This window comes from Tsukamurella ocularis (genome assembly GCF_024807615.1).
Taxonomy (GTDB): Bacteria; Actinomycetota; Actinomycetes; order Mycobacteriales; family Mycobacteriaceae; genus Tsukamurella; species Tsukamurella ocularis.
Genome location: NZ_JANUCJ010000004.1, coordinates 145,676 through 172,104 on the forward strand (window position 1 = coordinate 145,676; position 26,429 = coordinate 172,104).

At 69.8% G+C, this 26,429-nt stretch carries 22 protein-coding genes, 1 tRNA gene and 1 pseudogene; 12 read left to right on the forward strand and 12 right to left on the reverse strand.

What is annotated here, in order from left to right:
• Positions 1–13: 13 nt before the first annotated feature.
• Together HNP44_RS17085 and HNP44_RS17090 are read right to left on the reverse strand one after the other, a co-directional pair.
• A complete protein-coding gene (locus HNP44_RS17085) occupies positions 14–859 on the reverse strand; it encodes a hypothetical protein (protein ID WP_259142455.1) in 846 nt (281 codons plus the stop codon).
• Between the two features lie 102 nt (positions 860–961).
• Entirely contained in the window at positions 962–2,308 is a 1,347-nt protein-coding gene (locus HNP44_RS17090) for a zinc-dependent metalloprotease (RefSeq protein WP_259142456.1), read from the reverse strand.
• Between the two features lie 93 nt (positions 2,309–2,401).
• On the opposite strand from HNP44_RS17090, the gene HNP44_RS17095 reads away from it, so the two are divergent.
• Entirely contained in the window at positions 2,402–3,445 is a 1,044-nt protein-coding gene (locus HNP44_RS17095; protein ID WP_259142457.1) for a YlbL family protein, read from the forward strand.
• A 25-nt stretch (positions 3,446–3,470) separates the two neighbouring features.
• Here HNP44_RS17095 and HNP44_RS17100 read toward each other — a convergent pair whose 3' ends face one another.
• Entirely contained in the window at positions 3,471–4,076 is a 606-nt protein-coding gene (locus HNP44_RS17100) for a PPA1309 family protein (RefSeq protein ID WP_259172183.1), read from the reverse strand.
• Between the two features lie 79 nt (positions 4,077–4,155).
• On the opposite strand from HNP44_RS17100, the gene HNP44_RS17105 reads away from it, so the two are divergent.
• The 3 genes and pseudogenes from HNP44_RS17105 (at position 4,156) to HNP44_RS17115 (ending at position 7,943) form a co-directional block, all read left to right on the forward strand.
• Complete coding sequence (locus HNP44_RS17105) at positions 4,156–7,122, forward strand: UPF0182 family membrane protein (protein WP_259142459.1); 2,967 nt, start codon at positions 4,156–4,158, stop codon at positions 7,120–7,122.
• Between the two features lie 111 nt (positions 7,123–7,233).
• A tRNA-Met gene (locus HNP44_RS17110) sits at positions 7,234–7,307 on the forward strand.
• 172 nt (positions 7,308–7,479) lie between these two features.
• Positions 7,480–7,943: pseudogene (locus HNP44_RS17115) on the forward strand (adenylate/guanylate cyclase domain-containing protein).
• 41 nt (positions 7,944–7,984) lie between these two features.
• Here HNP44_RS17115 and HNP44_RS17120 read toward each other — a convergent pair.
• On the reverse strand, positions 7,985–8,272 hold the full coding sequence (locus HNP44_RS17120) for a DUF3060 domain-containing protein (RefSeq protein ID WP_259142460.1): 288 nt from the start codon (positions 8,270–8,272) through the stop codon (positions 7,985–7,987).
• Positions 8,273–8,433: 161 nt separating this feature from the next.
• Between HNP44_RS17120 and HNP44_RS17125 the strand changes: the two genes are divergently transcribed.
• Positions 8,434–9,387, forward strand: coding sequence for a sulfite exporter TauE/SafE family protein (locus HNP44_RS17125; RefSeq protein ID WP_259142461.1), 954 nt, complete (start codon positions 8,434–8,436; stop codon positions 9,385–9,387).
• Positions 9,388–9,476: 89 nt separating this feature from the next.
• The gene (locus HNP44_RS17130; RefSeq protein ID WP_259142462.1) at positions 9,477–9,953 is read left to right on the forward strand and encodes a GNAT family N-acetyltransferase; all 477 of its coding nucleotides are present in this window, start codon (positions 9,477–9,479) and stop codon (positions 9,951–9,953) included.
• Here HNP44_RS17130 and HNP44_RS17135 read toward each other — a convergent pair.
• The 8 genes from HNP44_RS17135 to hisN all read right to left on the reverse strand — a co-directional run bounded on the left by HNP44_RS17135 (position 9,916) and on the right by hisN (position 21,478).
• Positions 9,916–11,154 carry an MFS transporter gene (locus HNP44_RS17135; protein ID WP_259142464.1) on the reverse strand — a complete coding sequence of 413 codons (1,239 nt, stop codon included), beginning with the start codon at positions 11,152–11,154 and terminating at the stop codon, positions 9,916–9,918. The genes HNP44_RS17130 and HNP44_RS17135 overlap by 38 nt on opposite strands.
• Before the next feature lie 132 nt (positions 11,155–11,286).
• The gene (locus tag HNP44_RS17140; RefSeq protein ID WP_259142465.1) at positions 11,287–11,610 is read right to left on the reverse strand and encodes a transglycosylase family protein; all 324 of its coding nucleotides are present in this window, start codon (positions 11,608–11,610) and stop codon (positions 11,287–11,289) included.
• A 566-nt stretch (positions 11,611–12,176) separates the two neighbouring features.
• Positions 12,177–15,713, reverse strand: coding sequence for a tRNA-guanine transglycosylase (locus tag HNP44_RS17145; RefSeq protein ID WP_259142467.1), 3,537 nt, complete (start codon positions 15,711–15,713; stop codon positions 12,177–12,179).
• A gap of 140 nt (positions 15,714–15,853) precedes the next feature.
• Positions 15,854–16,510 carry a response regulator gene (locus tag HNP44_RS17150; protein ID WP_259142468.1) on the reverse strand — a complete coding sequence of 219 codons (657 nt, stop codon included), beginning with the start codon at positions 16,508–16,510 and terminating at the stop codon, positions 15,854–15,856.
• Positions 16,511–16,556: 46 nt separating this feature from the next.
• Positions 16,557–17,720, reverse strand: a complete 1,164-nt coding sequence (locus HNP44_RS17155; protein ID WP_259142469.1) for a sensor histidine kinase — start codon at positions 17,718–17,720, stop codon at positions 16,557–16,559.
• Positions 17,721–17,890: 170 nt separating this feature from the next.
• Positions 17,891–19,132 (reverse strand): acyl-CoA dehydrogenase family protein, encoded by a 1,242-nt coding sequence (locus tag HNP44_RS17160; protein WP_259142470.1) that lies wholly within the window; start codon positions 19,130–19,132, stop codon positions 17,891–17,893.
• A 35-nt stretch (positions 19,133–19,167) separates the two neighbouring features.
• The gene (locus tag HNP44_RS17165; protein WP_259142471.1) at positions 19,168–20,544 is read right to left on the reverse strand and encodes an acyl-CoA dehydrogenase family protein; all 1,377 of its coding nucleotides are present in this window, start codon (positions 20,542–20,544) and stop codon (positions 19,168–19,170) included.
• A gap of 133 nt (positions 20,545–20,677) precedes the next feature.
• Positions 20,678–21,478, reverse strand: a complete 801-nt coding sequence (gene hisN / locus HNP44_RS17170) for a histidinol-phosphatase (protein ID WP_259142472.1) — start codon at positions 21,476–21,478, stop codon at positions 20,678–20,680.
• A gap of 62 nt (positions 21,479–21,540) precedes the next feature.
• On the opposite strand from hisN, the gene HNP44_RS17175 reads away from it, so the two are divergent.
• The 6 genes from HNP44_RS17175 to ftsX all read left to right on the forward strand — a co-directional run bounded on the left by HNP44_RS17175 (position 21,541) and on the right by ftsX (position 26,339).
• Positions 21,541–21,903, forward strand: a complete 363-nt coding sequence (locus HNP44_RS17175; protein ID WP_224648852.1) for a hypothetical protein — start codon at positions 21,541–21,543, stop codon at positions 21,901–21,903.
• A gap of 165 nt (positions 21,904–22,068) precedes the next feature.
• Entirely contained in the window at positions 22,069–23,184 is a 1,116-nt protein-coding gene (prfB, locus tag HNP44_RS17180; RefSeq protein WP_259142473.1) for a peptide chain release factor 2, read from the forward strand.
• Positions 23,185–23,236: 52 nt separating this feature from the next.
• The gene (locus HNP44_RS17185; RefSeq protein WP_259142949.1) at positions 23,237–24,085 is read left to right on the forward strand and encodes a mechanosensitive ion channel family protein; all 849 of its coding nucleotides are present in this window, start codon (positions 23,237–23,239) and stop codon (positions 24,083–24,085) included.
• Positions 24,082–24,666, forward strand: coding sequence for a hypothetical protein (locus HNP44_RS17190; RefSeq protein WP_259142475.1), 585 nt, complete (start codon positions 24,082–24,084; stop codon positions 24,664–24,666). The genes HNP44_RS17185 and HNP44_RS17190 overlap by 4 nt, the downstream gene beginning before the upstream one ends.
• A gap of 27 nt (positions 24,667–24,693) precedes the next feature.
• Positions 24,694–25,383 (forward strand): cell division ATP-binding protein FtsE, encoded by a 690-nt coding sequence (ftsE, locus tag HNP44_RS17195; protein ID WP_259142476.1) that lies wholly within the window; start codon positions 24,694–24,696, stop codon positions 25,381–25,383.
• A 50-nt stretch (positions 25,384–25,433) separates the two neighbouring features.
• Positions 25,434–26,339 carry a permease-like cell division protein FtsX gene (gene ftsX, locus HNP44_RS17200; protein ID WP_259142477.1) on the forward strand — a complete coding sequence of 302 codons (906 nt, stop codon included), beginning with the start codon at positions 25,434–25,436 and terminating at the stop codon, positions 26,337–26,339.
• Positions 26,340–26,429: the final 90 nt, after the last annotated feature.

Below are 26,429 nucleotides of genomic sequence, written 5' to 3' on the forward strand. Positions count from 1 at the left end.
TGGCCCCCTGGAGTCAGCCTGCCGCCTCGGCCGCGGGGGCGGGGACCCCGCATCCGCACCCGGGGTGCATGAACCATCGTCGGACGGCGATCGCGCTGCCCTCGACCTCCAACGTACAGCCGAGGGCGTCTGGCGGCTCCGCCGAGTCCCACCGCCCGGCGGCGACGGCCTCGACCTGGTGTGCGGCCACAGCACCCGTGATCCGCAGGATCTGCGCCGAGGCCCGTCCTGCACGGCCGAACAGCTGGCAGGCGAGCGTCGGCCACCCGGGATCAGCGTCGGCCCGGGCGCGGTCCAGGCACCGCAAGCACGGGCCTGCGCCCGGCAGGACCAGCGGCCCGACGATCCCGGCGCCGTCGCGCAGGACCACCGGCAGGTGCGGCACCCGTTCCCGCATCAGCCGCGCCACCAGTACGGGATCGGGGGCGAGGGCGTCCGCCAGCACGACGAGGTCGACGCCGCGGCCTGCCGGAGTCCAACTCCGCGCGGTCCCCGCGGTCACCCGGACTGAGTCGAGGGCGGCGAGTTCGCCGAGCACCGTGTCCGAGACCGGCCCCCGACCGTGCAGGTGGACCTGCAGGGGTGCGTGCGGCGGCTCCGCCTCCAGCAGTCCGTGGCCGCGGAGCGCGTCCAGCAGGTCGGTGACGTCGGACGGCGTCATGCCCAGGTCGGCGGCGCGGCGCTCCAGCTCGCGGGCGGTGCGGAAGGACTGCAGCCAGCGCAGCAGTCCCGCGGTCGCGTCCGGCGCCAGCCAAGGCGGCGGCTGCAGGACGGGCGCGCCGGTCGCCGAGGCGCCCAACTGGACCAGCGTGGGCGGCCGGACGGCCACGGTGAGGTACGGGTTCAGACGATGCCGCATGGTTCCAGTCGACCACGTCGCCCGGTGGGCGGAGCGCCGGAAGGCCCGGTTATCCACAGGGGGATACCGGGCCTGACCGGGCATGATGCACGCCCGCGGGAACTACTCCTCGCCGGACTCGCGACCCAGCCGCTCGATCGCGGCGATCGGATCGTCGAGGTCAGACGGCTCCGCGCTGGACGCGTCACCCAGCAGGCGGTCGATGAAGGCTGCCGGCGCGTCCAGGTCGGCGGCGTCGGGGATCAGGTCGGGGTGGGCCCAGATGCCGTCGCGTTCGTCCATCGAGGTGGCGTTCAGGATCCGTTCCCACAGGTCGGCGGCCTCGCGCACCTTGCGGGGGCGCAGTTCCAGGCCGACGAGCGTGGCGAAGGTCTGCTCGGCCGGGCCACCCGACGCGCGCCGGCGGCGCATCGTCTCGCGCAGCGCGGCGGCGCTGGGCAGCCGGTCGGCGATCGCCGCGTGTACGACGGCCTCGACCCAACCCTCGATGAGAGCCAGCAGCGTCTCGAGGCGCTCGAGGGCGGCGGTCTGCTCCGGCGTGGCCTTGGGCTGCAGCGCGGCGCCCTGGGCGGCCATCAGCTCCTCGAGCTTCGACGGGTCCTGCAGCGCGGTCGGGTCCAGGTTGCGGGAGAGCTCCTCGATGCCCGACATGTCGATGGTGATGCCGCGGGCGTACTGCTCGACGGTGTCGAGCACCCGGGCGCGCAGCCACGGCACGTGGGAGAACAGCCGCTGATGCGCGGCCTCGCGCGCCGAGAGGAAGACGAGGATCTCCTGGTCCTTGACGTCGAGGTCCTTGCTGAACGCCTCGATCGCCTCGGGCAGCAGCGCCGCGGTGTCCTCCGGGCCGAGGGGCAGGCCGATGTCGGTGCTGGTGAGCACCTCCTTGGACAGCGAGCCCAGCGCCTGGCCGAGCTGCGTGCCGAAGGACATCGAGCCGATCTGGCTGAACATCCCCATCATTGGCGCGGCCATCTCGCGCGCCTCCTCGGGCATGCTCTGCATCCATGAGCCGGAGATCTTCTCCGCGACGGGGTTCACGAGCCGCTTCCACGTGGGCAGGGTCTTCTCCTGCCAGTCGACGGGGGTCCACGCCGCCGTCTTCTGCGGGCCGGCCGGGAGCACGGTGGCGCCGTCGAGCCAGAGCTGCGCGAGGTGCATCGACTCCTCGACCGCCTTGCGCTGGCCCTCGGAGACGGGCTCGTGCTTGCCGAGCGTCTGGCGCGCGAGCTGCGCCGCGAGGGTGTAGTTGACGGGCTCGCCGGTGCCGGCGCCCGGTCCGGCCATGCCGGCACCCATGCCGGAGATCATCTGGCCGAGCTGGCTCAGCATGTCGCCCAGCTGCGACATGTCGAAGGGCTGACCGGCGCCGAAGGGCTGGTCCCGTCGGCCTTTGCCGTCGTCACCGCCGTCGTCGCCGGAGGAGAATCCGAAGGGCAGGTCATTCATGACTCCACGGTACTGCGCCGGTCCACTCCGGGCCGTTCCGTCCGTCACGCTCTGCGCGAACACCCCGTGCGAGCGGCGACTACGCTGTGGCCCGTGACGGAACGCAGGATCACGACAGCTCTCGCCGCCCTGGTGCCGCTTCTGGTGCTCGCGTTGCTGGGGATGTTCGTGACGGTGCCGTACGTCGCCGTCGGCCCGGGGGACACCGCCGACACGCTCACCACCTACGCCGAGCGCGACCCTGACGGCAAGGTCGTCGACCGCAAGGTCATCACCATCGACGGGCTGCCCGTGCATCAGCCCGCCGGACAGCTGCGCTTCACCACCATCGCCGTGACCGACGGCCTCAATCTCTACGGTGCGCTCGCCCAGTGGGTGGGCGGCGCGCAGATCGCGCCCCGCGACGCGTACTACCCGCCCGGCGCCACCCGCGAGCAGATCGAGGCCGGCAATCGCGAGCAGTTCACCGGCTCCGAATCCTCCGCCACCGTCGCCGCCCTGCGGTACCTGAAGATCCCGACGGCCGTCGGCGTCGTCGGCCTCAGCGCGGGCGGACCGTCGCAGGGCAAGCTGCGGGAGGGCGACGTCCTCGAGGCGGTCGACGGTGCGCCCGTCGCCGCCCCCGACCAGGTAGCCAAGGCCCTCGAGGGCAAGAAGAAGGGCGACGTCGTCACCGTTACCGTGCGGCGCGCCGACGGTGCCGCGCAGGTCCCCGTGACGCTCGCCGAGTCCGAGGGTAAGCCGCGCCTGGGGATCGTCGTGGGGCAGGTCCCCGCGGACCCGAAGATCCGCATCGGCTTCGGCGTGCAGCAGGTCGGCGGGCCGTCGGCGGGCCTGATGCTCTCGCTCGGCATCGTCGACCTGGTCGAACCGGGCGACCTCACGGGCGGAAAGAATGTCGCCGGGACCGGGGAGATCGCCTCGGACGGCAAGGTCGGGCCCATCGGCGGCATCGAGCACAAGCTCCAGGGCGCCAAACGCGACGGTGCCTCCGTCTTCCTCGTGCCGGCCGCCAACTGCGACGCCGCGAAGTCCTCGCCGCCAGCGGACCTGCAGCTGGTCAAGGTCGAGACGCTCGACGGCGCGATCCAGGCCCTCGCGGACGTCCGCGAGGGGCGCCCCGCGCCGTCCTGCTGAGCGCCCCGCCAGCTGCGGAGCGGGGTCAGTCCTCGTCGAAGGTGGCGAGCAGCCCCTGGATCAGGCCCGGCGCGAGCTGATCGGCGCGCAGCAGGTCGGAGTCCGCGAACGGATCGTCGTCCTCGGGCTGCAGCATGAGCAACGTGATCCGGTGGCCGTCGCGCAGCACCGCCGCGACCATCCGCGCCGTGCGCCGTCCCGGGTGACTCTCAGCGGCGGCGCGGCCGGCCCGGTCCGCGGCGTCCACGTCGGCCAGATGGGGCTCGAGCGCGCCGTCGAGATCCGCCTCCGCGTTCGGCGGCAGCACGATGATCTCCTGCACCAGCGCACACCCGACGACCTCATCGGGCCAGGTGGTGGTGGCGAGGACGTGGTTCAGCTCGGTGCTACCGCCCCGCGGGTCACCGGGCAGCGGCTCCTGCTCGATCACGGTGAGCGAGGCACCGTCGTCGAGGATGTCGGCCCACTCCGGCTGACTGGTGGCGAGCAGCGAAGTCGGGACGAGCCCGAACAGCTGGGGCGGCTGGCCCCAGCCCTGCGGTTCCACGAACTCGATGGCCTCGCGGGCCGCGCGGCCCAGGGCCGCCTCGTCGAATACCTGCTCCGGCTCGTCGTAGGTCACGGCGCCCATGATCGCATCCCGGGGCGCGCGGTACCACGTCGGTGAGCACGCGCGGATCCCATCTCGGGCAATCCGTACAGTGGTTGTCGTGACGACACCTCGTGCCGCGGGCATTCCTACGCTGTCCCGCCGGGCAAAGATCCTCATCGCGCTCGCCGTGGTTCTCCTGGCGCTGCTGCTCATCGGACCGCGGGTGGTGGACGTGATCACCGCCTTCCTCTGGTACGGCTCGCTGGGCCACGCCGGCGTGCTCCGGACGGTGCTGCTCTCGCGCCTCGGCCTGTTCGTGATCACGGGCGTGGTGCTGGCGCTGTTCACGTTCGCCGGGATGTGGCTGGCTTACCGGGTGCGGCCCGCGTTCCTGCCCTCGCCGACGGACGATCCGGTGGTGCGCTACCGCGCCGTGGTGACGAGCAAGCTGAAGACCTTCGCGATCGTGCCCTCCCTGTTGATCGGGCTTATCGCCGGCATCTTCGGACAGTCGGCGTGGCAGCAGGTGCTGCTCTTCTTCAATCGCCAGCCCTTCGGCGAGACCGACGCCGAGTTCGGCATGGACATCGGCTTCTACGCCTTCACGCTGCCGTTCATCGAGTTCGTCCTCGGCTTCCTGTTCGCCGGCCTGATCGTCATGTTCCTGGCGAACCTGGTCGCGCACTACGTCTTCGGCGGCATCCGGCTCGCCGGACGTGAGGGCTCGCTGTCGCGCGGCGCGCGCATCCAGCTCGCTGCGATCGCCGGTGTCTTCCTGCTGGCCAAGGCCGTCGCGTACTGGTTCGACCGGTACGCGCTGGTGTACTCGAACCGGTCACCGATGTTCACCGGCGCTAGCTACACCGACATCCACGCGATGCTCCCGGCGAAGGCGATCCTCACCGGCATCGCCATCATCTGCGCCGCCGCGTTCTTCTTCGGGATCGTGCTGCGCGACCTGCGGGTGCCGGCCGTGGCGACGGTGCTGATGCTGTTCTCCTCGCTGGTGGTCGGCGTCGGCTGGCCCACCGCGGTGCAGACCTTCTCCGTCGGTCCCAACGCGGAGAAGGAGCTGCCGTACATCGCGCGCAACATCGCCGCGACCAGGGAGGCGTACGGGCTGACGGACGCGAAGTACGAGACCTCCGATTCGAAGGCCTCCCCGGAGGCCCTGCAGACCCTGACGGCCCAGGATGCGCCGTCGCTCCAGAACGTTCGACTACTCGACCCGAACGTGGTCTCGCCGGCCTTCTCCAACTTCGGCAAGCTCAAGGACTACTACAAGCTCACCGACAACCTGTCCGTGGACCGCTACGACGTGGGCGGCAACCTCACCAACGTGCTGCTCGCGCCCATCGAGCTGAATCCGGACAAGACGCCCACCGACTGGACCTCGCGGCACATGGTCTACACCCACGGCAACGGGCTGATCACCGCGCCGGCCGGCCAGGTCGACCAGGTGGTCAGCGAGAGCGGTAAGGACGCGGTCGCCAATGCCAACGCGGGCGGCCAGCCTGTGTTCACCCGCAACGGCATCGCGGGCAAGGCCACCGTGTCGCAGCCACGCATCTACTTCGGCGAGATCATCGGCTCGGATCCGAACTTCTACTCGGTCGTGGGCAGTACCGGCGACCCGCGCGAGCTCGACAGCGACACCGAGCGCTCGCGCTACGAGGGCGACGGCGGCGTCGGCATCGGCAACTGGTTCACCCGCCTGGCTTACGCTATCAAGTTCACCGAGCGGAACATCCTGCTCAACGGGAACATCGGGCCGGACTCGAAGATCATCTACCAGCGCGACCCCCGCGACCGGATCAAGCAGCTCGCGCCCTTCCTCACGGTGGATACGAAGACCTACCCCATGGTGGATTCCCGGACGGGCCGGATTCTATGGGTGGTCGATGGTTACACCACGCTGCCGAAGTACCCGTACGCGCAGCAGACCTCGCTGTCGGACGCCACGGGGAGCAGGCAGCAGGTCGCGCCCGGCCAGCAGGCGCAGCGCCGCCAGGTCGACGAGAAGGTGGGCTACATCCGGAACTCGGTCAAGGCCACCGTCGACGCCTACGACGGTTCCGTGCACCTGTACCAGGTCGACGAGAACGATCCCGTTCTCAACGCCTGGAAGAACGTCTTCCCCGGCGTGATCGAGCCGAAGAGCGCGGTGCCCGCCGAGGTGGCGCAGCAGTTCCGCTATCCCCAGGACCTGTTCGAGGTCCAGCGCTTCCTGCTGCAGAAGTACCACACGACGGACCCGAACACGTTCCGGCAGCAGAACGACCTGTGGCAGATCGCCGCGGCGCCGAAGGAGACGCCCGACAAGGACGGCCTCCAGTCGCCCTACTATTCGGTGGCGGCAGGACCCGGCGGCGGTGCCGCGCGGTTCCAGCTGTCCTCGATCCTGCAGGCGAAGGATCAGCCGTACATGGCGGCGTACGTGTCGGTGGCGTCGGAGGGCGGGGACGCGGGTCGGCTCGTGGTGCGTGACGTTCGCGGGTTGCCGGGTCGGCAGACGCCCGGACCGGTCTGGGCCGTCGACCTCATCAAGGGGTCGCCGCCGTACACGGCGGACAACGCCAACATCCAGGCCCTCAACCCGAAGTTCGGCAACCTGCAAGCGATCAGTCTCGCCAACGGTGGGCTGACGTACGTCTGGCCGATGTACGCGCAGGCTCAGGGCGGGAACACGGCGCCGAAGCTGATCAAGGTGCTCAGCCTCAATCCGGTCACGGGTGGCGCGGGCTACCGCACGACGGTCGCGGCCTCGCTGACCGACGCGGGCTACCGGGGCGTCGACGCGGCGCTCGCGACGGCGGCGACGGGCGTCTCCGGCCCGACCCAGGGCCAGACGGTGCCGGGGGCGACGCAGCCGGGCCCGGACCAACCGCCCACGCAGGCGACAGTGCCCGGCGGCGACACCCCCGAGGTGCAGGCCGCGGTGAAGGCTGTCTCCGACGCCTGGAGTTCGGTGCTCTCGTCGCAGCGCTCCGGTGACCAGGTCGCCGTCGGCCAGGCAATGAAGCAGCTCGGTGACGCGATCACCAAGCTGCAGGCGGCCGAGGCGAAGGCGCGGGGCGGCAACTGATCTCAGCTCCCTGGCCGGGGTGGCGACGCCCGCCTCGGTCAGGGAGACGAGCGTCACGTTCAACTGATTTGCACATCGTGAGCGCATTCCAGTAACGTGGTGTTTACCCGACGCGGGGTGGAGCAGCTCGGTAGCTCGCTGGGCTCATAACCCAGAGGTCGCAGGTTCAAATCCTGTCCCCGCTACTAGATCGAAGGCCCCCGGAGAAATCCGGGGGTCTTTCGCATTACCGGTGTGGTCCTGCGGCGGTCGGCACAGGCGGACATGGAGTGCCTCAAAAAGCCCGGCCATGCGGAGGACGCGGACTCTTACGACGACGCCTCGGTCCTGTTCGTGGACATCTCCGGGTTCACCGAGATGTCCAGTCGCACCGCGCCCGCGGACGTCGTCCGGTACCTCGACCGGCTCTACACCACCCTCGACGCGCTGGTGGAGCGCCCCGGGCTCGAGAGGATCAAGACCACCGGGGACTCTTACGTGGTGGTGAGCGGCGACCCCGAACCGCGCCCCGATCACCTCGAGGAGCTGGTTCGGTTCGCGGTGGCGCTCCAGGGCGCCGCGGCTGGAGTGACGAACGCCGGCGGCCGGGCGACGCCGCTCCGCCTCGGCCTCGCGGACGGCCCGTGGTCGCAGGCATCGTCGGATCGAAGAAGTTCTTCTTCGATGTCTGGGGCGATGCCGTCAACGTCGCGTCTCGGATGGAGTCGACGGGGATCGTCGGCCGCATCCAGGTGACCTCGTCGGTGCACGACCGGCTCGGGCGACCTTCGCCTTCGAGGAGTGGGGCCTCATCGCCGTCAAGGGCAAGCCGGATCAGCTGACCTGGTTCTTCCTCGGCGAACGGTCCGCGTAGCCGCGCCGGTCAGCAGCGGTAGGAGTTGTCGCTGCCGATCGACTTTACGGTGGGCTTCTTGCCGGCGCCGCAGGTGATGGTGTTGTCGTGGCCGTTGACCTCGATGCGCTTGCAGGCGGAGGTGAGGACGATCGCGTTATCGGAGCCGACGAGTTTGACGTCGTCGTTGCAGGGCAGCGTCCGCACCTGATCGTGACCGAAGAGGTCGATCCGGGCGGAGGCCGTCGGTGCGATGACCGAGCTGGTGAGTACGGCTGCGGCTGCGGCTGCGGCGGAACGGGCGAGGAGCTTGCGCATGTCGGGTTCGTCCTTCTGCAAACGTGCGATCGGTGCGAACCGGACAGTGCCGGTTTCGGATCACGTTGATCGGGACAGTTCCGATCCTGTGACGCGATCGGCAGAGTGGCCTGTCATATCCGGACGAGTCCCCTCGTCCGCCTCAGCCGCAGGAGACCAGCATGCCCACCCTCGTCATCGTCGCCTTCGTCGGACTGCTCGGGCAGCTCGTCGACGGCAGCCTCGGGATGGCCTTCGGCGTGACGGCGACGACCTTCTTGGTCGCGCTCACGACGCTCTCGCCCGCCGCCATCAGTGCGACGATCCACCTCGCCGAGATCGGCACCAGCGCCGTCTCGGGCGCCTCGCACTGGCGCTTCGGCAACGTCGACTGGAAGGTCGTGCGCCGCATCGGCATCCCCGGCGCGATCGGCGCCTTCGTCGGTGCGACGGTGCTCTCGAATCTCTCTACCGAGGTCGCCAAGCCGCTGATGTCCATTATCCTGCTGCTGCTCGGCCTGTACGTGCTGCTGCGCTTCACCTTCCGTGGCATCGACACCAAGAACCTGGGCAAGCCGCTCAAGTCGCGCTTCCTCGCCCCGCTGGGCCTGTTCGGCGGCTTTGTCGATGCCACCGGTGGCGGAGGCTGGGGCCCCGTCGGCACGCCGGCGCTGCTGGCCTCGGGCCGGATGGAGCCCCGCAAGGTGGTCGGCACGATCGACACCAGTGAGTTCCTCATCGCGCTCGCCGCGTCGCTCGGCTTCCTGGCGAACCTCGGCGGGGAGGGTGTGAACTTCGCGTATGCCGGTGCCATCCTGCTCGGCGGAGTCATCGCGGCGCCCTTCGCTGCCTGGCTGGTGCGGCACTTCCCGCCCCGCCTCCTCGGTGCCTCGGTCGGCGGCCTGATCATCCTCACCAACGCCCGGACCCTCGTCGGCAAGAGCGGCCTCGCGCTCGATCCGGGGACGCAGCGCGTCGTGTACATCCTCATCGTCGCAGGCTGGATCGCCGCGTTCGCGTACTCCTTCGTGCAGTACCGACGTGACTCGGTCCTCGAGTCCGCCGATTCCATCAGCTATCTGGCTGCCCGCAACGCCGGCGCGACCGAGGACCCGAAGGAGCCGGTCCCGGCCTGATGGCCGTAACCCGGCGCGGTGGATCGTGTCCTCTCCTCGGGGAGCGATCCACCGCGTTGCTTCGTCCTTCCGTCCGTAGGCTGGAGACCATGGACGTCTGGATCGCGAACCCGCAGCGCGACGCCGACCTGGTGGCGACGATGCGCTACGCCTGGGCGCGGACCTCCGGAGCGACCGCCGATCCCATGGACGACGATTTCGTGGATCTGGTCCGCGACTGGTGGATTCGCGACAAGCGCACCGTCTTCCTGGCGGGTGAGTTCTCACTCACCGGTGGCGGAGCCGCCGGGATGGCGACCCTGCACGAGTACCGCCGGATGCCGATGCCGGGCGCGGCCCCGTCGGCGTGGGGGTACCTCGGCCACCTGTTCGTCCTGCCCGCGGCGCGGGGCGAGGGGCACGACCGGGCGCTGATCGAGGCGGTGCAGCACGCCGCCCGCGACCGCGGCTACCGGCGACTGGTGCTCTCGCCGAGCGCGGAGTCGATTCCGTTATACCGCCGCACGGGTTTCCGCGCGGCGGACGAGCTCATGGTGTGGGAGCCGAGCCCCGCCGCCACGTCGTGATCGTGGTGGGCCCGACGCCCCGGTCGAGGCCGCGCACGAGGACGGCGCAGCCGATGCCCGAGAGCACCGTTCCGACGGTGAACACGGCGGAGTAGCCGAGGGCGTCGCCCAGGGCGCCGCCGGCGAATCCGGCGAGCCCCTGTGTCGCAACCACGGCGCTCGCAAGCAGCGTGTAGTCGGCGCCAGCGTCGTCGCGCTCGCACGCGTCCATCATCAGCGTGCACAACGCCACCAGCGCGGCGCCGCCGAAGACGTGCTCAAGCACCGTCGCCGTGATCACCATGGCGCCACCGCCGATCCCGAGCGCCGCGATCACGTACAGCCCCACCGCCAGGCTCTGGCTGGCGCCGCCGAACAGCAGCGCCGTGCGCCGTCCGTGCTGGAAGGTCAGCCAACCGCCCACAGCCGAACCGGCGAGGGCGCCCGCCGAGCTCAGCGCGCCGCTCACCACCGCGATCTCCCGCAGGCCCAGGCCCGCGTCGTGCAGGAACGGGCCGGAGATTGACGACGCCATGGCGTTGCCGAACTTGTAGGCCACGAGGAGACCGATCAGGGGGATCACCCCGGGTCGGCGCAGCCGGCGCCACCACGCCGTGCTCAGGCCCCCGCGGCGGCCCAGTTCGACCGGGCGGGGTGCACTGTCGGAGGGCTCGTCCTGGGCCAGAAGGACGACGGGGACCGTGCACAGCAGGATCAGTCCGCCGAGGGTGAGCAGGAGGACACGCCAGCCGCTCTCCGCGTAGATCCACAGCAGCCCGCCGCCGCCGGCGATCATTCCGAGCCGGTAGGCGCCCGTCTGGATGCCGTTGCCGAGGCCGCGGTCGCGGGGGCCGAGGAGCCGCACGGCGAGGCCGTCGGTGGCGACGTCCTGGGTGGCCGAGAGCAGGTTGATGGCGGCGATGGCGACGAACAACCACCGCAGGGACCCGGTGAGGTCAGTGGCGGCCAGGGCGAAGGCGACACCCGCGGAACCGAGCTGCGTGGCGAGCAGCCACTGCCGACGCGTGCCGATCCGGTCGACCGCGGGCGCCCAGAGGAACTTCAGTGCCCAGGGCAGGTAGAGGAAGGAGGTGAGGCTGATGGCGGTGAGGGACAGGCCCGCATCGCGGAGCAGGACTGGGATCGCCTGCGTGAAGAAGCCGAACGGGAGCCCTTGGGCGAAGTAAAGCCCCGTCAGTAGGAGGAGCACGCGCAGTCGCACTCGGTGATTCTGGCAGTTCGCGTCCGAGGAGGAGCGATGAGGCCCATCGGACGGGACGCGAAAACGCCTGTGGCGGCCGATTCACGAGGAATCGACCGCCACAGGCGTCAGTCTCTGTGCAATGGGTGCGGCTTAGCCGCGCCCACCGCAGCTCGGCCACGCGCCGATGCCCTGCGAAGCGAGGACGTTCTCCGCGACGCGGATCTGCTCGGCGCGCGAGGCGTTGTGCGGCAGGCCCGAGCCGCCGTTGGCGCGCCAGGTCGACGGGCTGAACTGCAGGCCGCCGTAGTAGCCGTTGCCGGTGTTGATGTTCCAGTTGCCACCCGACTCGCAGGCCGCGATGGCGTCCCAGTTCACGCTGTCGGCGTTCGCAGCACCGGTGCCGAAGGCAACGGGAGCGGCGACGATCGCGCCGGTGACGGCCATCATGCCCAGGGTCTTACGGATGTTCTTCAAGGTGTTCCTTTCGCCGTTGCGCATGCCAGGACACAGCCCGATTGGGGCGGAGGTGTCGGGGAAAGACATGGACCGTGCCTTCTCTGTCGGGCACGGCGGTGGGCTGAGGACGATCGCTCAACCGGCTTCGGCGACGTGGTGCGTCACGCTGGAAGCGGTCCGGCGCCCGAGGAAAATGCTCTCGTTCGGCGGCGGGCCCACACATACGCGGTGGTTCGTGGATTCAATTGTGTTCCCGTTGACCGGGTCGAGAAGAACACTAGGGGCCTATCGGCGCGGTGTCATCCCCGCTGCGGGACGGTCGCGGTTTGATAACGCTTCGGTCACGATCGGCTGTGAGGACCGTAAGACCAGGTCACGCCTGAGATCGCTAGCAATAGCTCGCATAGGCAATGACCTGCGAAAAGTGATGGCAATCACACCGCAAATGTGGTCCCCGTCACGGATAGGAGGTTGCGAAACGGTGTACGTGAGCGCGCCGGCTCGCGTCTCGACCGACGACGAACGGCGGCGGTGACGGCAATCATGCCGTCACCGCCGCCGTCCGGTGGCGCTACTCTCCGTCGCTAGTGCGCGGTCGCCGCGACGTCGCCGTCGTGGTCGTCCACACGCCCGTCGCGGGTAGCGTCACCGCCGCTGAACCGCTGCAGAAAGGCATCGCGGTACGCGGGGAACCGTCCCTCGTCGATGGCCCGTCGGGCACCTTCGGTGAGCGCAGTCAGGAACCGCAGGTTGTGGCGGGTCACCGCCTGCACCGCCGACGGGGCGTCGGTGCGGTAGAGGTGGTGCACGTACGCGCGGATCGGCGACGGTGCAACCCTGTCCTGTACGGGGGTGGCGTCGAGGGGGCGCACGTCGTCGCGGAAGGCGGGGGTCGACACCGCGATCGCGCCTTCGGCGGTCAACGCGATCCCGCGATTCGCGAGGTCCTGCGGCGCAGCGGATTCGACGAGGTCGACGCCCGCGCCGATGGCGTGCAAGAGGTCCTCGGGGCCGCGGACTGCGGTGAGGTACCGCGGCAGTGCTGCATTCAGCGCCGTGGTGAGCTGCACGAGTGCCTCGCCGGCCTGTGGATCGCTCGCGGCGCCGATGATCCGGACGCCGCCGAATCCCAGTCCGCCGGAACGCACGTCTTCCTCGTGGCGGGCGAGGAGATCGCGCAGCGCGGCCCGGTCGTGGACGAGGCGCACGGGGACGCTGGCCCACAGTGACATCTCGCCCCGCCGCAACGCCGTGAGCCAGTTGTGCTCGGCGAGGGCGCGCCGGACGCCGCTTGCCGCCGCAGGTGCGAAGACGACGTCGCCGCCCAGCTGGTACGCAGCGGTGACTGCCGCCGCCGGATCGGAGGAGGGGGCCGAGACATCCACGAACAGAGACAGATCCGAGCCGGTAACCGCGGCGAGGCCGCCGGCCTCCTCGATGGTTTCGGCGCCGGGGTGGAGCGCCAGCCGGGCCCCGTCGACGGTGATCGCGCCTGCGCCGAGTCTCTCGGCCGATGCGGGATCGACGCCCGGGATCGCGCCGAGCGGCGCTGAAGCCACGAAAGCCGGTGTGGCGATCGTCCGTTGGGCCGTGTGCAGCGTCCCCGATCGGGCGGCGTCCGATCCGCCGGTGACCTCGAAGCGCACCGGGTCGGTCACGGAGTCGGCCTGCAGTCGGGCGTGCGCGGAGAGTGATCGATAGTCCGAACGCAGCTCGGAGAGCTCCGCCGCCAGTGCGCGATTGCTCGCGCGCAGCTCTGCCAGTTCGGCCGTGCTCCGGCGGGCTTGCGGAGCACCGGCTCCCGCGCCCGTGCGCGCCCGTGTGGGAATCAGCGCCGGGGCGGCTCCAGCGGCCGGCGGGCGCGGTGCCGGAACGCGAGTCGGATCCGCGGTTCGCTCGGCGGCCGCGATCGCCGGGTTCTGCTGCACGGGTGCGGTGTCCGCATCCGCGCCGACGTTCATCGCGCGCAGCCCGTCGCCCTCCACGTCGATGCGGGGGAGTGCCTTATCAAGCCAGCGCGGGATCCACCAGGCGCGCTCGCCGAGCACCGCCATCGCCGTGGGCATGATGATCATCCGCACGAGGAAGGCGTCGAAGACGATGGCCGCCGCCATCGAGAAGCCCATCAGTTTCAGGAAGGTCATGGAGGAGAGCGTGAATCCGGCGAAGACGGAGATCATGATGATCGCCGCCGCAGTCACGACGCGGGCCCCCGACCGGTAGCCGATCCGGATCGCCTCCAGGGCCGGCGCGCCGTGGTAGTGCTCCTCCCGCATCCGACTCACCAGGAAGACTTGGTAGTCCATGGCGAGGCCGAAGACGATGCCGATGAGGAAGATCGGCATGAACACCAGGATCGGGCCGCGTTCCTCGGGCGCGATCCAGCCGAGCCAACCGTCCTGGAAGAAGCCGACGGTGACGCCGAACGTGGCCGCGATCGAGAGAAGGAAGCCCAGGGATGCGATCACGGGGATGATCACCGACCGGAAGACGATCATCAGCAACAGGATCGCCAGGCCGACCACCACGATGAGGTACAGCGGCAGCTTCGAGGTGAGCGTCTCGGAGAAATCGGCATTGATCGCCGCGGCGCCACCGATGCCGATGTAGGTGGACGTGGCGCCGCCCACGGTCTCGGCGCGGTCCCGCAGCTCGTCGAGGAGGGCCGCGGTCTGCTTCGTCGACGGTCCGGACTCGGGGACGATGATGAACTGTGCCGCATCGCCGGTCACGTTGGGCACGGGACCGATCACGCCGTCGTGGGCGATCCCGGGCAGGGCGCGTGCCTGCTCGGCGAAGCGCTGCGTCGCCGCCTTCAGGTCGCCCTTACCCTGCGTGTCGACGACGGCGACGAGCGGCGACGACTTGCCGGCGCCGAAGGCCTCGCTCTGCATCTGCACGGCCGCCTTGTCCGACGGTGCCGCGAAGTCCAGGCCGAGCTCGAGCTTGCCGATCGGGATGGCCGCGAGCGCGAGGATCGCGACGGCTCCCACGAGGAAGGGAAGCGGCTTGCGGGTGAGGAGCTCGCCGATACGCTGCCCCATGGGGCGGCGCTCGGTCTGCTCGGGCGTCCACAGCAGTGGCAGTCGCGGCGTGAAGACCTTCGACTTGAAGAGGCCCAGCAGGGCCGGTAGCACCGTCAGCGCGACGAGCACAGCCAGCGCGACAGTGACCGCGGCGCCGAGCCCCATCTGCGAGAGGAAGGACATGCCCGTGATCGACAGCCCGCACAGCGCGATGATCACGGTGGCGCCGGCGAAGACCACGGCGCTGCCGGCGGTGCCAACCGCGAGGCCGGCGGCGTGTGATCGATCGGACGTGGTCATCAGCTCCTGGCGGTACCGGGAGATCACGAACAGCGAGTAGTCGATGCCCACCGCGAGCCCGATCATCATCGACAGGCCGGTGGTGGAGGTGCTGAGCGTGAGGAAGGACGTGCCGATCGCGATGATCGACGTCGAGAGGCCGATGCCGATGAGTGCGGCCCCCAGCGGCATCAGCGCCGCGAGCAGCGCCGCGAAGGTGATGATCATGACGATCACCGCCACCGCGATGCCGATCATCTCCGCCGGTGGTTCGGCCTCCGTCTCGTTCGCCGAGCCGGCACTTTCGACCTTCAGCCCGGCATCGGTGCCCGCCTTCTTCGCCGCCGCTACGGCCTCGATGGACTCCTCCGAGACCTCTTTGACGTCGCCGAAGGAGAAGTGGATCTGCGCCGTCCGGCCGTCGCTGCTGAGGTTCTCGGCAGCGGCCGCCCCCATGGTGGGGTTGGGCACCGAGGCCTTCTCGGCGGTGGTGAGCTGCGGCACCTGGCGTAGCTTGTCGACCACGGCATTCACCGCCGCGGCGTTGCCGCCCTGGTCCAGTCGCTGTCCGTTCGTGGACTGCAGCACGACGGTGGCGGTGGGCGCCTGCGTCTTGGCGGTCTCGGGAAACTTCTCCTGCAAGACGTTCTGCGCCTCGACGGCTCGGCTGCCGGGGAGGTTGAAGTCGTCCTTGAAGGGCTTGGACAGCGACGATCCCGCGGCTCCGATCGCGAGGAAGGCGACGATCCAGAGCACGAGGACGAGCCACCATTTCCGGTAGCAGAACCGTCCGACCTTGTAGAGAAGTGATGCCATGACGTCCAGTGTGACGACCGGGGGCGACCTGCGGTAGGCCTCGAAAGGTCTTGTGGACGACCGATGTTTACTTCCTAGACGATGGTCGGACCGGGGCGTCAGCGACCCCCTACGAAAGTCGGACAGGCGGCACCGTCGGCCTAGCGGGGCGTGAGCCCGCCGTCGTGCGCGAGGATCGCGAGCTGCACGCGGTTGGTCACGTCGAGCTTGTCCAGAAGCCGCGAGACATGGGTCTTCACGGTGGCCTCGCTCATGAACAGCTCGCGGCCGATCTGCGCATTGGACCCGCCTCCGGCGATGCCGAGGAAGACCTCGTGCTCGCGGTCGGTGAGCACCGCGATCCGGGCGAGCGCGGTGCGGCGGCGGTCCTCACGCGGATCGTCGGCGAACCGCGCGATGAGCTTGCGGGTCACACTGGGGGAGAGCATCGCCTCGCCCGAGGCGACCACGCGGACGCCGTCGAGCAGCTGGCGCGGCGGGGTGTCCTTGAGCATGAAGCCGGCGGCGCCCGCCTGCAGGGCGCGCATCACGTAGTCGTCGAGGTCGAACGTGGTGAGCACGATGACCTGCGGCGGCTCCGGCTCTGCGCGCACCAGCGCGGTGGCGGCCAGGCCGTCGACCGACGGCATGCGGATGTCCATGAGCACCACGTCGGGATGGAACTCGCGGACCAGGCCCACGGCCTCGGTGCCGTCGCCACCCTCGCCGACGATCGTCAGGTCCTCGGCGGACTCGATGATCATGCGCAGGCCGGACCGCACGAGCGGGTCGTCGTCGATGATGACGATGCGGGTCACGAGGCCTCCTGGGGTCGTGACCATCCTGCCACGGTGCCCCGGCGAGTCAGGCCCGGTCGACGGGGACGGGCAGCTCGGCGTACACGCGCCACCCGCCGGCACCGGTGGCGGCGGAGCTGATCTCGCCGCCGGCGAGATGCACCCGTTCGGCCAGGCCGATCAAGCCGGAGCCGGACCCGGGCAGTGGGGGCGCGGGTGAGCGGGGGCGATCGTTGACCACCTCGATCGAGAGTCGGTGCGCGTGCAGTCGCACGGCGACCCGGACGGCGGCCGGACCGGCGTGCTTGCGGACGTTGGTCAGGCTCTCCTGCACGATGCGGTAGGCCGTGCGGCCCAGGGTGTCCGGCACCGCGTGCGGCGCGGCGGCGGCCTCGTCGATCAGCAGATCGACGGTGGCGCCGCCCACTCGAGACTCCTCGACCAGGCGACCGAGGTCGGAAAGGTCCGGCTGCGGCGCAAGGGGCTCGGTGTCGGTCCCGCGCAGTACGCCGAGCACGCCCCGCAGGTCCTCGAGGGTCTCGTGCGCCGTGGTGCGGATCTCCGCCGCCGCCCGTTCGACGGTGCCGGACGCCGCGTCGGCGTTGACCTCGAGCGCGCCGGCCTGCAGAGCGATGAGCGAGACCCGATGCGCCAGGACGTCGTGCATCTCCCGCGCGATGCGGGAGCGCTCGGCGGTGCGGGCCTGGACGGCGCGCAGCTCGCGTTCGGCCTCGGCCCGCACGGCGCGCTCGCGCAGCGACTCGATGAGGTCCCGGCGCGCCCCGACGTAGGACCCCCAGAGCGCGAAGGCCGCGGCGAGCGCCACGCTGGTGAGGGTGTCCCCGAGCTGCCACGGGACGCTCGACCACGGGTGCGGCACGGCGAGGCAGGCGGCGACGAAGGCGGTCGCGATCACCAGCACGCGGTCACGCCGCCGCACCGCGAGGGTGAACAGGCCGAGAAGGGCTGCGCCGGGGAATCCGATGCCCGCGGTGAGGAGCCCGCCGATCACCGTGATCTCGAGGGGCCAACGCCGGCGCCACCACAGGAGCACGGAACCGGCCAGGCCCACGACGAGCGCGAGATTGCCGTAGGCGATGGAGCCGCCCCGCCACTCCACCGCCGCCGTGCCGAGCGCGACCAGCATGGACAGCAGCACGCATGCGCCGTCCCGGAGGCGCGGTGCGATCCACCACCGCTGCCACCGCGGCCCGGCCGCGCTCGAATCCATGCGTCCACGGTACTGGCGGACGGAGCCGGAGTGGAGCCGTCGAACGTCGCGACCGGAGCGCCGGCGCCTACGACTTTCGTCGGAGGCCAGCCACGTGGACTGTGGTTGCTCACGCGAACGGGGCGCCGCCGCGGCTCTCCCGCGACGACGCCCCATCGAACCTTCCCCCGTTACTTGAGCTGCGAGCTCGTGAGGTCCAGGTGGCGGCGCGCGATGATCAATTGCTGGATCTGCTGCGTGCCCTCGAAGATGTCGAGGATCTTCGAATCACGGGCCCACTTCTCGAGCAGCGTGCGCTCCGAGTAGCCCAGCGCGCCGGCCAGTTCCACGGCCTTGAGCGTGACGTCCGAGCCCACCCGGCCCGCCTTGGCCTTCGCCATCGACGCGTTCATCGAGTTCGGGAGCTTGTTGTCGGCCATCCAGCCCGACTTCAGCGTCAGCTGGTAGGCGGCCTCCCAGTCCGACTCAAGGCGGATGAACTCCGCCGCGGCGTGCGGCAGGGTGTTCACCGGCGCGTCGTAGTCGATGACGATGCCCGCGTTCTCGAGGACGGTGCGCAGCTCCTCGAGCGACGCCCGCGCGACGCCGATGGCCATGGCGGCCACCAGCGGACGGGTGTTGTCGAAGGTCTGCATGACCCCGGCGAAGCCCTTCTCGACGTTCACCTCGGGGCTGCCGAGGATGTTCTCGAAGGGGATGCGGCAGTCTTCGAAGCGGATCTCCGCGGTGTCCGAGGCGCGGATACCCAGCTTGTGCTCGAGCCGGGCCACGGTGACGCCGGGGTGCTCGCGGGGCACGACGAAGGACTTGATCGCGGCGCGGCCGGCGCTCTTGTCCACGGTCGCCCAGACCACGATGTGGTCGGCGCGCGAGCCCGAGGTCACGAAGATCTTGGTGCCGTTGAGGACCCACTCGTCGCCGTCGCGGGTGGCGGTCGCGGTGACGGCGGCCGAGTCCGAACCGAACGACGGCTCGGTGATCGCCATCGACGCCCACACCTTGCCGAAGCGCTCGAGCTGCTCGTCGGTCGCGACCGCGGCGATGGCGGCGTTCCCGAGGCCCTGGTACGGGAAGGCGAGCATGAGCCCGGCATCGCCCCAGCACATCTCGATCGCATTGATGATCGACTCCATGGTGCCGCCGTTGCGGCTGCCCGCGGTGATGTCGGCCGGCTTGGGCTTGGGCTTCTCCTCGCCCTCACCCTTCTTGCGGTCGCCCGTGGCGGCAGACGGGGCCTGGCCCGCATCCGCCAGCCCGTCGTAGAGGGCCGCGATGGTGTCGAGCTCCTTGGGGTACTCGTGCTCGGCGAGGTCGTACTTGCGCGAGATGGGGCGGAAGATCTCGGCCGCGCCCTGGTGCGACATCTCGGCCGATGCCTTCAGCTTCTTGGGGAGTTCCAGATTGATTGCCATGAGGGTTCTTTCTTCTGCTCTGAAGTCGAAGGGGCCTAGAGGACGACGACGCCCTCGGCGATGCCGACGGCGCGCAGGTCGCGGTACCAGCGCTCCACGGGGTGCTCCTTGGTGAAGCCGTGCCCGCCGAGGAGCTGGACGCCGTCCAGACCGATCCGCATGCCCTTGTCGGTGGCGAACTTCCGCGCGAGCGCGGCCTCGCGGCCGAAGGACACGCCCTGGTCGGCGCGCGCGGCGCCGCGCCACACGAGCAGCTCGAGGCCCTCGATCTCGGTCGCCATGTCGGCCACGGCGAAGGCCACCGCCTGACGGTGCGCGATCGGCTCACCGAAGGCCTCGCGCTCCTTGACGTACGGGGTCACGTAGTCGAGCACGGCGCGAGAGGTGCCGAGCGCGAGCGCCGACCAGCCGAGGCGGGCCAGGCGCACCACGTCGGTGTAGTTCTGGGTGGCGGTGTCGAGGTCGACCTCGCCCAGCAGCGCGGTCGCGGGGACCTTGACGTTGGTGAGGTTCAGGCGGCCGAGCGAGGCGGCGCGCAGGCCCATGCTCGGGTCGCCCTCGACGATCACGCCGTCGGTGCCGGACTCGACGATGAACAGGGCGGGCTTGCCGTCCAGCTCGGCGCCGACCACGAACAGCTCGGCCGAACCGGCCTGCGGCACCATCGACTTCACGCCGTTGAGGACGTAGCCGCCCGCGGTGCGAGTGGCTTTGGTGGACAGCGCGAACGGGTTGAAGAGCGCTCCGGGCTCGGCGATCACCACGGAGGACTGCGGCACGGACTCGCCCGCGTACTCCTTGAGGTAGGTCTGCTGCTGGCCGTCGGAACCGAACTGCGACAGTGTCACCGCGACGCCGCTGGGGGCGAGGATCGGCAGTGCGAGGCCCATGTCGCCGTGGGCGAGGGCCGCGGCCACGAGGGCGTTGGTCACCGCGCCGCGGTCGCTGCCGGCGCCGTCGAGCTCTTCAGGCACGTTGATCATGGTGATGCCGAGCTCGGTCGCGCGACCGAGGAGCGAAGCGGGGGCCTCGGTCGCCGCGTCGGCGTCGAAGGCCGCGGGGCGGACGATCTCGGCCGCGAAGTCCCGCACCGTGTCGACGATCATCTGCTGCTCGTCGTCCGGGGTGAGGTCGTAGTTCGACTTCGTGCTCGAGCTCAGTCGCTTCGGCTTACCGGTGCCGGCGACCACCTTGAAGGTCCGGTTCGCAGCGCCGAGCGCCTTGAATCCGTGCTTGGTGCCTTCGTAGGCGACGCGGTTCACCACGTCCTGCAGACCGCGGTTCTGCACGAAGGGCGTCTGCACCACGGCCATCAGGGCGCGGATCAGCTGGCCCGTGGGGTTCCGCCGGATCGGGTTCTTCCCGATGGCGCTGGTGTCCCGGGGATCGGTTGACGTGCTCATCTCCACCATCTCGTCGTCGTGGCGGCGCAGGTCGAGGGGCTGTTCCCAGCGTCTTCGCCGCCAACTTACTCATCAGTCAGATGAGACCTTACTCCTCGGTAAGTTATGTGCCAAGAGATGGGACGAAAACTGTGTCGGCGTGTCAGGGAGTGAGACGTGCCAGCACCTGCGGGTGCAGCACCGGGTTCGCGGCCACGGCCGAGCCCGCGTGCGGACCCGGTGTCCCGTCGGTGCCGGTGAACAGGCCCCCGGCCTCGCGGACCACGATCTCGACCGCGGCCAGGTCCCACAGCGAGACCTCCGGCTCCACCGCGATGTCCACCGCGCCCTCCGCGACCAGGCAGTAGCTCCAGAAATCGCCATAACCGCGCAGGCGCCAGGCGTCGGCGGCCAGCGCCAGGAAGCGCCCGCGCGATTCTGCGTCGGGGAAGTACGAGAGGTCGGAGAAAGAGATCGACGAGTCCGCGATCTCTTGCACGCCCGAGACCGCGATACGGCGCGGCTCGGCACCGTCGAAGGAGACGAACGAGCCGGCGCCCGCGCTGGCGAACCAGCGGCGCTTGAGCGCGGGGGCCGAGACCACGCCCACCACGGGTACACCGTCCTCGAGCAGGGCGATCAGCGTGCACCAGACCGGCACTGCGCGCACGTAGTTCTTCGTGCCGTCGATGGGATCGAGCACCCACTGTCGGCCCTCGAAGACGGCCTCGCCGCCGAACTCCTCGCCGAGGACCGCGTCGCCAGGGCGCTCCGCGGCGAGCCGCTCGCGAATGAGCGTCTCGGTCGCGAGGTCGGCGTCGGAGACGGGCGTGAGATCGGGCTTGGCATCGACCTTCAGGTCCAGCGCGCCGAACCGCGCCATGGTCAGCTCGTCGGCCTCGTCCGCGAGGGCGAGGGCCAGGGTGAGGTCGGGATTCACAGGGTTCGACGGTGCGCTCGACATGCGAGAACGGTAGCGGAGGCCAGTCGCGGGCGCGGGGCGGTCCCCGTCGGTAATCTGGACATATGGAATGGATCTGGGTGCTCATGCTCGCCGCCATGCTGGGTGCGCTCGTCGTCATGTGGCAGCGCTCCAAGCGAGGCACGCTCGGGACCGCGCCAGCGGGCCCCGGTATGGAGGACGGGATGCTCACCCTCAGCGGCGTGAGCCCGCGGCCCGTCGAACCCGACCAGAAGGGGCAGGCCTTCGTCACGGTCTCCGGCACCGTCGAGGGCCCGACCACCCCGCCGACCCATGTCTATCGGCGGCTGATCGTGGACTTCACCGAGCGCTGGCCGGAGGTCGGCGACCGCCTGCCCGTCTACTACAAGGTGGGCAAGGTCGACAGCTCCTGGCAGCTCGGCTCGCTGCAGCCGCCCGCGATCTGAGCGATCGCCGCCGGTCTCAACACCACTTTCCCGCCTTCGAAACGCGGGTTCTACGGGCATTCGAGGCCAAATCCTGCCACGGACCTTCGTAGAACCCGACTTTCGGAAAGGTGACTGAACGCCGCCGGCCTCGTCGGGCGCGGCGGCGCAGTATCCTGGGTGACTGTGCATCCTGACGTAGCCGCAGACATCGAGAGCCTCGACACCACCCTGCAGACGGTGGAGAAGGTGATCGACCTCGATGAGCTGCGCCGGCGCGTCGACGAGCTGGAACACAAGGCGTCCGACCCCGAGCTGTGGAACGACCAGGCCAACGCCCAGCGGGTCACCAGCGAGCTGTCGTACGCCCAGGCGGAGCTGCGTCGCGTCACCGACCTGCGACAGCGCCTCGACGACCTGCCCGTGCTCTATGAGCTGGCCGACGCGGAGGAGGGCGACGACAAGGCGGTGGCGCTCGAGGACGCCGACGGCGACCGCGCCCAGCTGCGCACCGAGATCGAGGCCATGGAGGTCAAGACCATGCTCTCGGGCGAGTACGACGCCCGCGACGCCCTGATCAACATCCGCTCCGGCGCCGGCGGTGTCGACGCCGCGGACTGGGCCGAGATGCTCATGCGCATGTACATCCGGTGGGCCGAGAAGCACGGCTACGGCGTCGAGGTCTACGACACCAGCTACGCCGAAGAGGCGGGCTTGAAGTCCGCGACCTTCGCGGTCAAGACCGACTACGCCTACGGCACCCTCTCCGTCGAGATGGGCACTCACCGCCTCGTGCGGATCAGCCCCTTCGACAACCAGGGCCGCCGCCAGACCTCCTTCGCCGAGGTCGAGGTGCTGCCCGTGGTGGAGACCACCGACCACATCGACGTTGACGAGAACGAGGTGCGCGTCGACGTGTACCGCTCGTCGGGCCCGGGCGGCCAGTCGGTCAACACCACCGACTCCGCGGTGCGGCTCACCCACATCCCCACGGGCATCGTCGTCACCTGCCAGAACGAGAAGAGCCAGCTGCAGAACAAGGTCTCGGCCATGAAGGTCCTGCAGGCCAAGCTCCTCGAGCGCAAGCGCCAGGAGGAGCGCGCGCAGATGGACGCGCTCAAGACCAACGAGGGCGCGTCCTGGGGCAACCAGATGCGCTCCTACGTGCTGCACCCGTACCAGATGGTCAAGGACCTGCGCACCGAGTACGAGGTGAACAACCCGTCGGCCGTGCTCGACGGCGACCTGGACGGATTCATCGAGGCGGGCATCCGCTGGCGGATGCGCGGCGATGACGAGTAGCGCGCTGCTCGCGAACTCGATCCTCCCCGACGTCATCGGGTGGCGGCTCCTCATGTTCGAGCGGCTGCTGCCGATCGTGCTGTGGGCGCTCGCCGCTATCCTGGCGAACCGATTCGTCAACTGGTTCTCGGCGCGCGTCACCATGCGGATCGACGCCCAGTTCAAGAACAGCGACTCGCTGGTGCGCTCGGAGTCCGCGAAGCACCAGCATGCCCTGATCCAGGTGATCAGCTGGGTGGCGATCGCCGCGATCTACCTTTTCGCGACGTACCAGGTCGTCAAGGCGCTCGGCGTGCCGATCAACGCCCTCGTCGCGCCGGCCACCGTCATCGGCGCGGCCCTCGGCTTCGGTGCGCAACGGATCGTGCAGGACCTTCTCGCGGGGTTCTTCCTCATCACCGAGCGGCAGTACGGCTTCGGCGACGTGGTCAACCTCGCGCTCACCGGCGGCTCGACGGCGGAGGGCACCGTCTCCGACGTCACGCTGCGGGTGACCAAGCTGCGCAACACCGACGGCGAGGTCATCACCGTGCCGAACGGGCAGATCGTCAAGGCCACGAACCTCTCGAAGGACTGGGCACGCGCTGTGGTCGACATCCCGCTGCCGAAGACCGTCGACATGGGGAAGGTCAACACGCTGTTGCACCGCGTCGGCGAACGGGCTTACCACGACCCGACGATGTCGACCCTGCTGCTCGACGAGCCCACCCTGATGGGCATCGAGTCGATCGATCTGGATCAGGTGAACCTGCGTATGGTCGCGCGCACCCTGCCCGGCAAGCAGTTCGAGGTGGGGCGCAACCTGCGCGAACGCATCGTCCGCAGTCTCGCGACAGCCGGCATCGACGTCGCGCCCGTGACCGACACCGTCGAGGACGAGGAGGAGGTGAAGCCGCAGTGACCGACGTTCCGAAGGGGCCGCAGGACAGGTCTGAGAACGACGCCGAGGCCACGACGGAGATCCGCGCCCAGAAGGTGCCGCTTCCCGCGCCGTCCGAGCCCACCCGCGCGCTCCCGACCGCGTGGGAGCGGATTCCGAAAACGATCCCGCACACCCGCGCGCGCACCAGCACCGTTGTTCTGGGGCTGTTGTTCCTGGGGCTGATGTGGTGGTACCTCGACCTGTACGCGCAGTTCGTTCCCGAGGAGCAGCGCCGCACCGGGCAGACGCCGGTCGCCACCACGACGGCGCCCGCGCAGGAGAAGCCCGCCTACGACGCGCCGGTCACGACCACGCCCCCGCGGGCACCGTCGAGCGCGGTTCCGTCCAGCGGCGTGGCGGGTGAGTCCGGCGCACCGTCGTCGACGGTGCCGGGGCGCTCGGGCGAACCGGGCACGGCCACCACCGGGGGCTCGACGACCACCTCCGCGCCGGGTGGGATCGTGCTGCCGGGCGGGGTGACGCCGTCGGGGATTCCGGGCACGACGACCGAGTCGCCCACCACCGGCGGCGCACCGACGACGACGCTTCCGCCGGGGTAGTCCGCGGCGTCAGTAGACTGGGCGCTCGTGATCACGCTCCAGAACGTCACGATGATGTACAAGGCGTCGGCCCGGCCGGCGCTCCACGACCTGTCGCTCGAGATCGGCAAGGGTGAGTTCGCCTTCCTGATCGGGCCCTCGGGTTCCGGGAAGTCGACGTTCTTCCGGCTCCTGCTCAAGGAGGACAAGCCGACGAGCGGCGACGTCTACGTGGGTGAGTACCACGTCAACAAGCTGTCGGGGCGGCGCGTGCCGCAACTGCGGCAGTCGCTGGGTTGCGTCTTTCAGGACTTCCGCCTGCTCCAGCAGAAGACGGTGGCCGAGAACGTGGCCTTCGCCCTGGAGGTCATCGGCAAGCCTCGCAATGTTATCGACCGGACGGTCCCGCAGGTGCTCGATTACGTGGGCCTCGGCGGTAAGGCGAACCGCATGCCCAGCGAGCTGTCGGGCGGCGAGAAGCAGCGCGTGGCCATCGCCCGCGCCATCGCCAACCGGCCGCTGCTGCTGCTCGCCGACGAGCCGACCGGCAACCTCGACCCCGACACGTCCGCGGAGATCGTGGACGTGCTCGACCGGATCAACCGCGCCGGGACCACCGTGGTCATGGCCACGCACGACCGCCACATCGTGGACTCGATGCGTCGCCGCGTCATCGAGTTCCGCATGGGCGAGATGGTGCGCGACGACGCCACCGGCGTGTACGGGCTGGGCCGCTGACGGCGCCCGCCGCCCCCGCCGCCGACGACGAACCGAAGGACTGAATTCCAGTGCGAGCCAGTTTCATCACCAGCGAGGTCTTCACGGGCCTCCGCCGGAACGTGAGCATGACGATCGCCATGATCCTCACCACCGCGATCTCGCTCGGCCTGTTCGGCGGCGGCCTGCTCGTGGTGCGGATGGCGGACAAGAGCCAGGACATCTTCCTGCAGCGCGTCGAGATCCAGGTGTTCGTCGACGACAAGGTCGCCGCCGACGATCCGAACTGCCAGAAGGCCGTGTGCCAGGCGATCGAGTCGAAGATCAAGGCGCAGCCGGGCGTCGACTCACTGGACTACATCTCGCAGGACAAGGCCCTGGAGACCGCGAAGACCAAGACCTTCGCCGACCAGCCCGAGCTCGCCGAGCTGGTGCGGCCGGGGGTGCTGCCCGCGTCCTTCAAGGTGCGCGTGGGCGACGAGACGAAGTTCTCCGCGGTGATCGACGCGGTGAAGGGGCAGCCCGGCGTGGCCGGAGTGCAGGACCAACGCGAGCTGGTGGAGCGCGTCTTCTCCGTGCTCAACGGCGCGCGGAACGCAGCCTTCTTCGTGGCCCTGATCCAGGCCGTCGCCGCGGTGCTGCTGATCGCGAACATGGTGCAGGTGGCCGCGTACACGCGGCGTACCGAGGTCTCGATCATGCGCCTGGTTGGCGCGTCCCGTTGGTACACCCAGCTGCCCTTCCTGCTGGAGGCGGTGATCGGCGCTGTCATCGGCGCGGTCCTCGCGATCGCCGGCCTGTTCGCGGGCAAGGCCCTGTTCTTCGACCGGGCCCTGCGCGAGATGTACGGCGTGAACATCCTGGCGCGGATCACGAACACCGACGTGCTGCTGGTCTCTCCATGGCTGCTCCTCGTGGGCGCCGGCTTCGCCGCCATCACCGCGTACGTGACGCTGCGCTTCTACGTGCGGGAGTAGCCCCGCCGATAAGTCGCTTTCCGCGCACCGTCGCATCCCCGTACGATGGAGTGGTTGTCCAGCCGCTCCGGCGGCCGAAAGAGAAGGGAA

Excerpts from the sequence above, each read along its gene's own strand:
- HNP44_RS17120 (WP_259142460.1), bottom strand. The coding sequence starts at position 8,272 with ATGCGCAAGCTCCTCGCCCGTTCCGCCGCAGCCGCAGCCGCAGCCGTA.
- HNP44_RS17090 (WP_259142456.1), bottom strand. The coding sequence starts at position 2,308 with ATGAATGACCTGCCCTTCGGATTCTCCTCCGGCGACGACGGCGGTGAC.
- HNP44_RS17165 (WP_259142471.1), bottom strand. The coding sequence starts at position 20,544 with ATGGTGGAGATGAGCACGTCAACCGATCCCCGGGACACCAGCGCCATC.
- HNP44_RS17185 (WP_259142949.1), top strand. The coding sequence starts at position 23,237 with ATGTTCGAGCGGCTGCTGCCGATCGTGCTGTGGGCGCTCGCCGCTATC.
- HNP44_RS17085 (WP_259142455.1), bottom strand. The coding sequence starts at position 859 with ATGCGGCATCGTCTGAACCCGTACCTCACCGTGGCCGTCCGGCCGCCC.
- HNP44_RS17130 (WP_259142462.1), top strand. The coding sequence starts at position 9,477 with ATGGACGTCTGGATCGCGAACCCGCAGCGCGACGCCGACCTGGTGGCG.
- HNP44_RS17125 (WP_259142461.1), top strand. The coding sequence starts at position 8,434 with ATGCCCACCCTCGTCATCGTCGCCTTCGTCGGACTGCTCGGGCAGCTC.
- HNP44_RS17175 (WP_224648852.1), top strand. The coding sequence starts at position 21,541 with ATGGAATGGATCTGGGTGCTCATGCTCGCCGCCATGCTGGGTGCGCTC.
- HNP44_RS17155 (WP_259142469.1), bottom strand. The coding sequence starts at position 17,720 with ATGGATTCGAGCGCGGCCGGGCCGCGGTGGCAGCGGTGGTGGATCGCA.
- HNP44_RS17160 (WP_259142470.1), bottom strand. The coding sequence starts at position 19,132 with ATGGCAATCAATCTGGAACTCCCCAAGAAGCTGAAGGCATCGGCCGAG.
- HNP44_RS17100 (WP_259172183.1), bottom strand. The coding sequence starts at position 4,076 with ATGGGCGCCGTGACCTACGACGAGCCGGAGCAGGTATTCGACGAGGCG.
- hisN (WP_259142472.1), bottom strand. The coding sequence starts at position 21,478 with ATGTCGAGCGCACCGTCGAACCCTGTGAATCCCGACCTCACCCTGGCC.
- HNP44_RS17145 (WP_259142467.1), bottom strand. The coding sequence starts at position 15,713 with ATGGCATCACTTCTCTACAAGGTCGGACGGTTCTGCTACCGGAAATGG.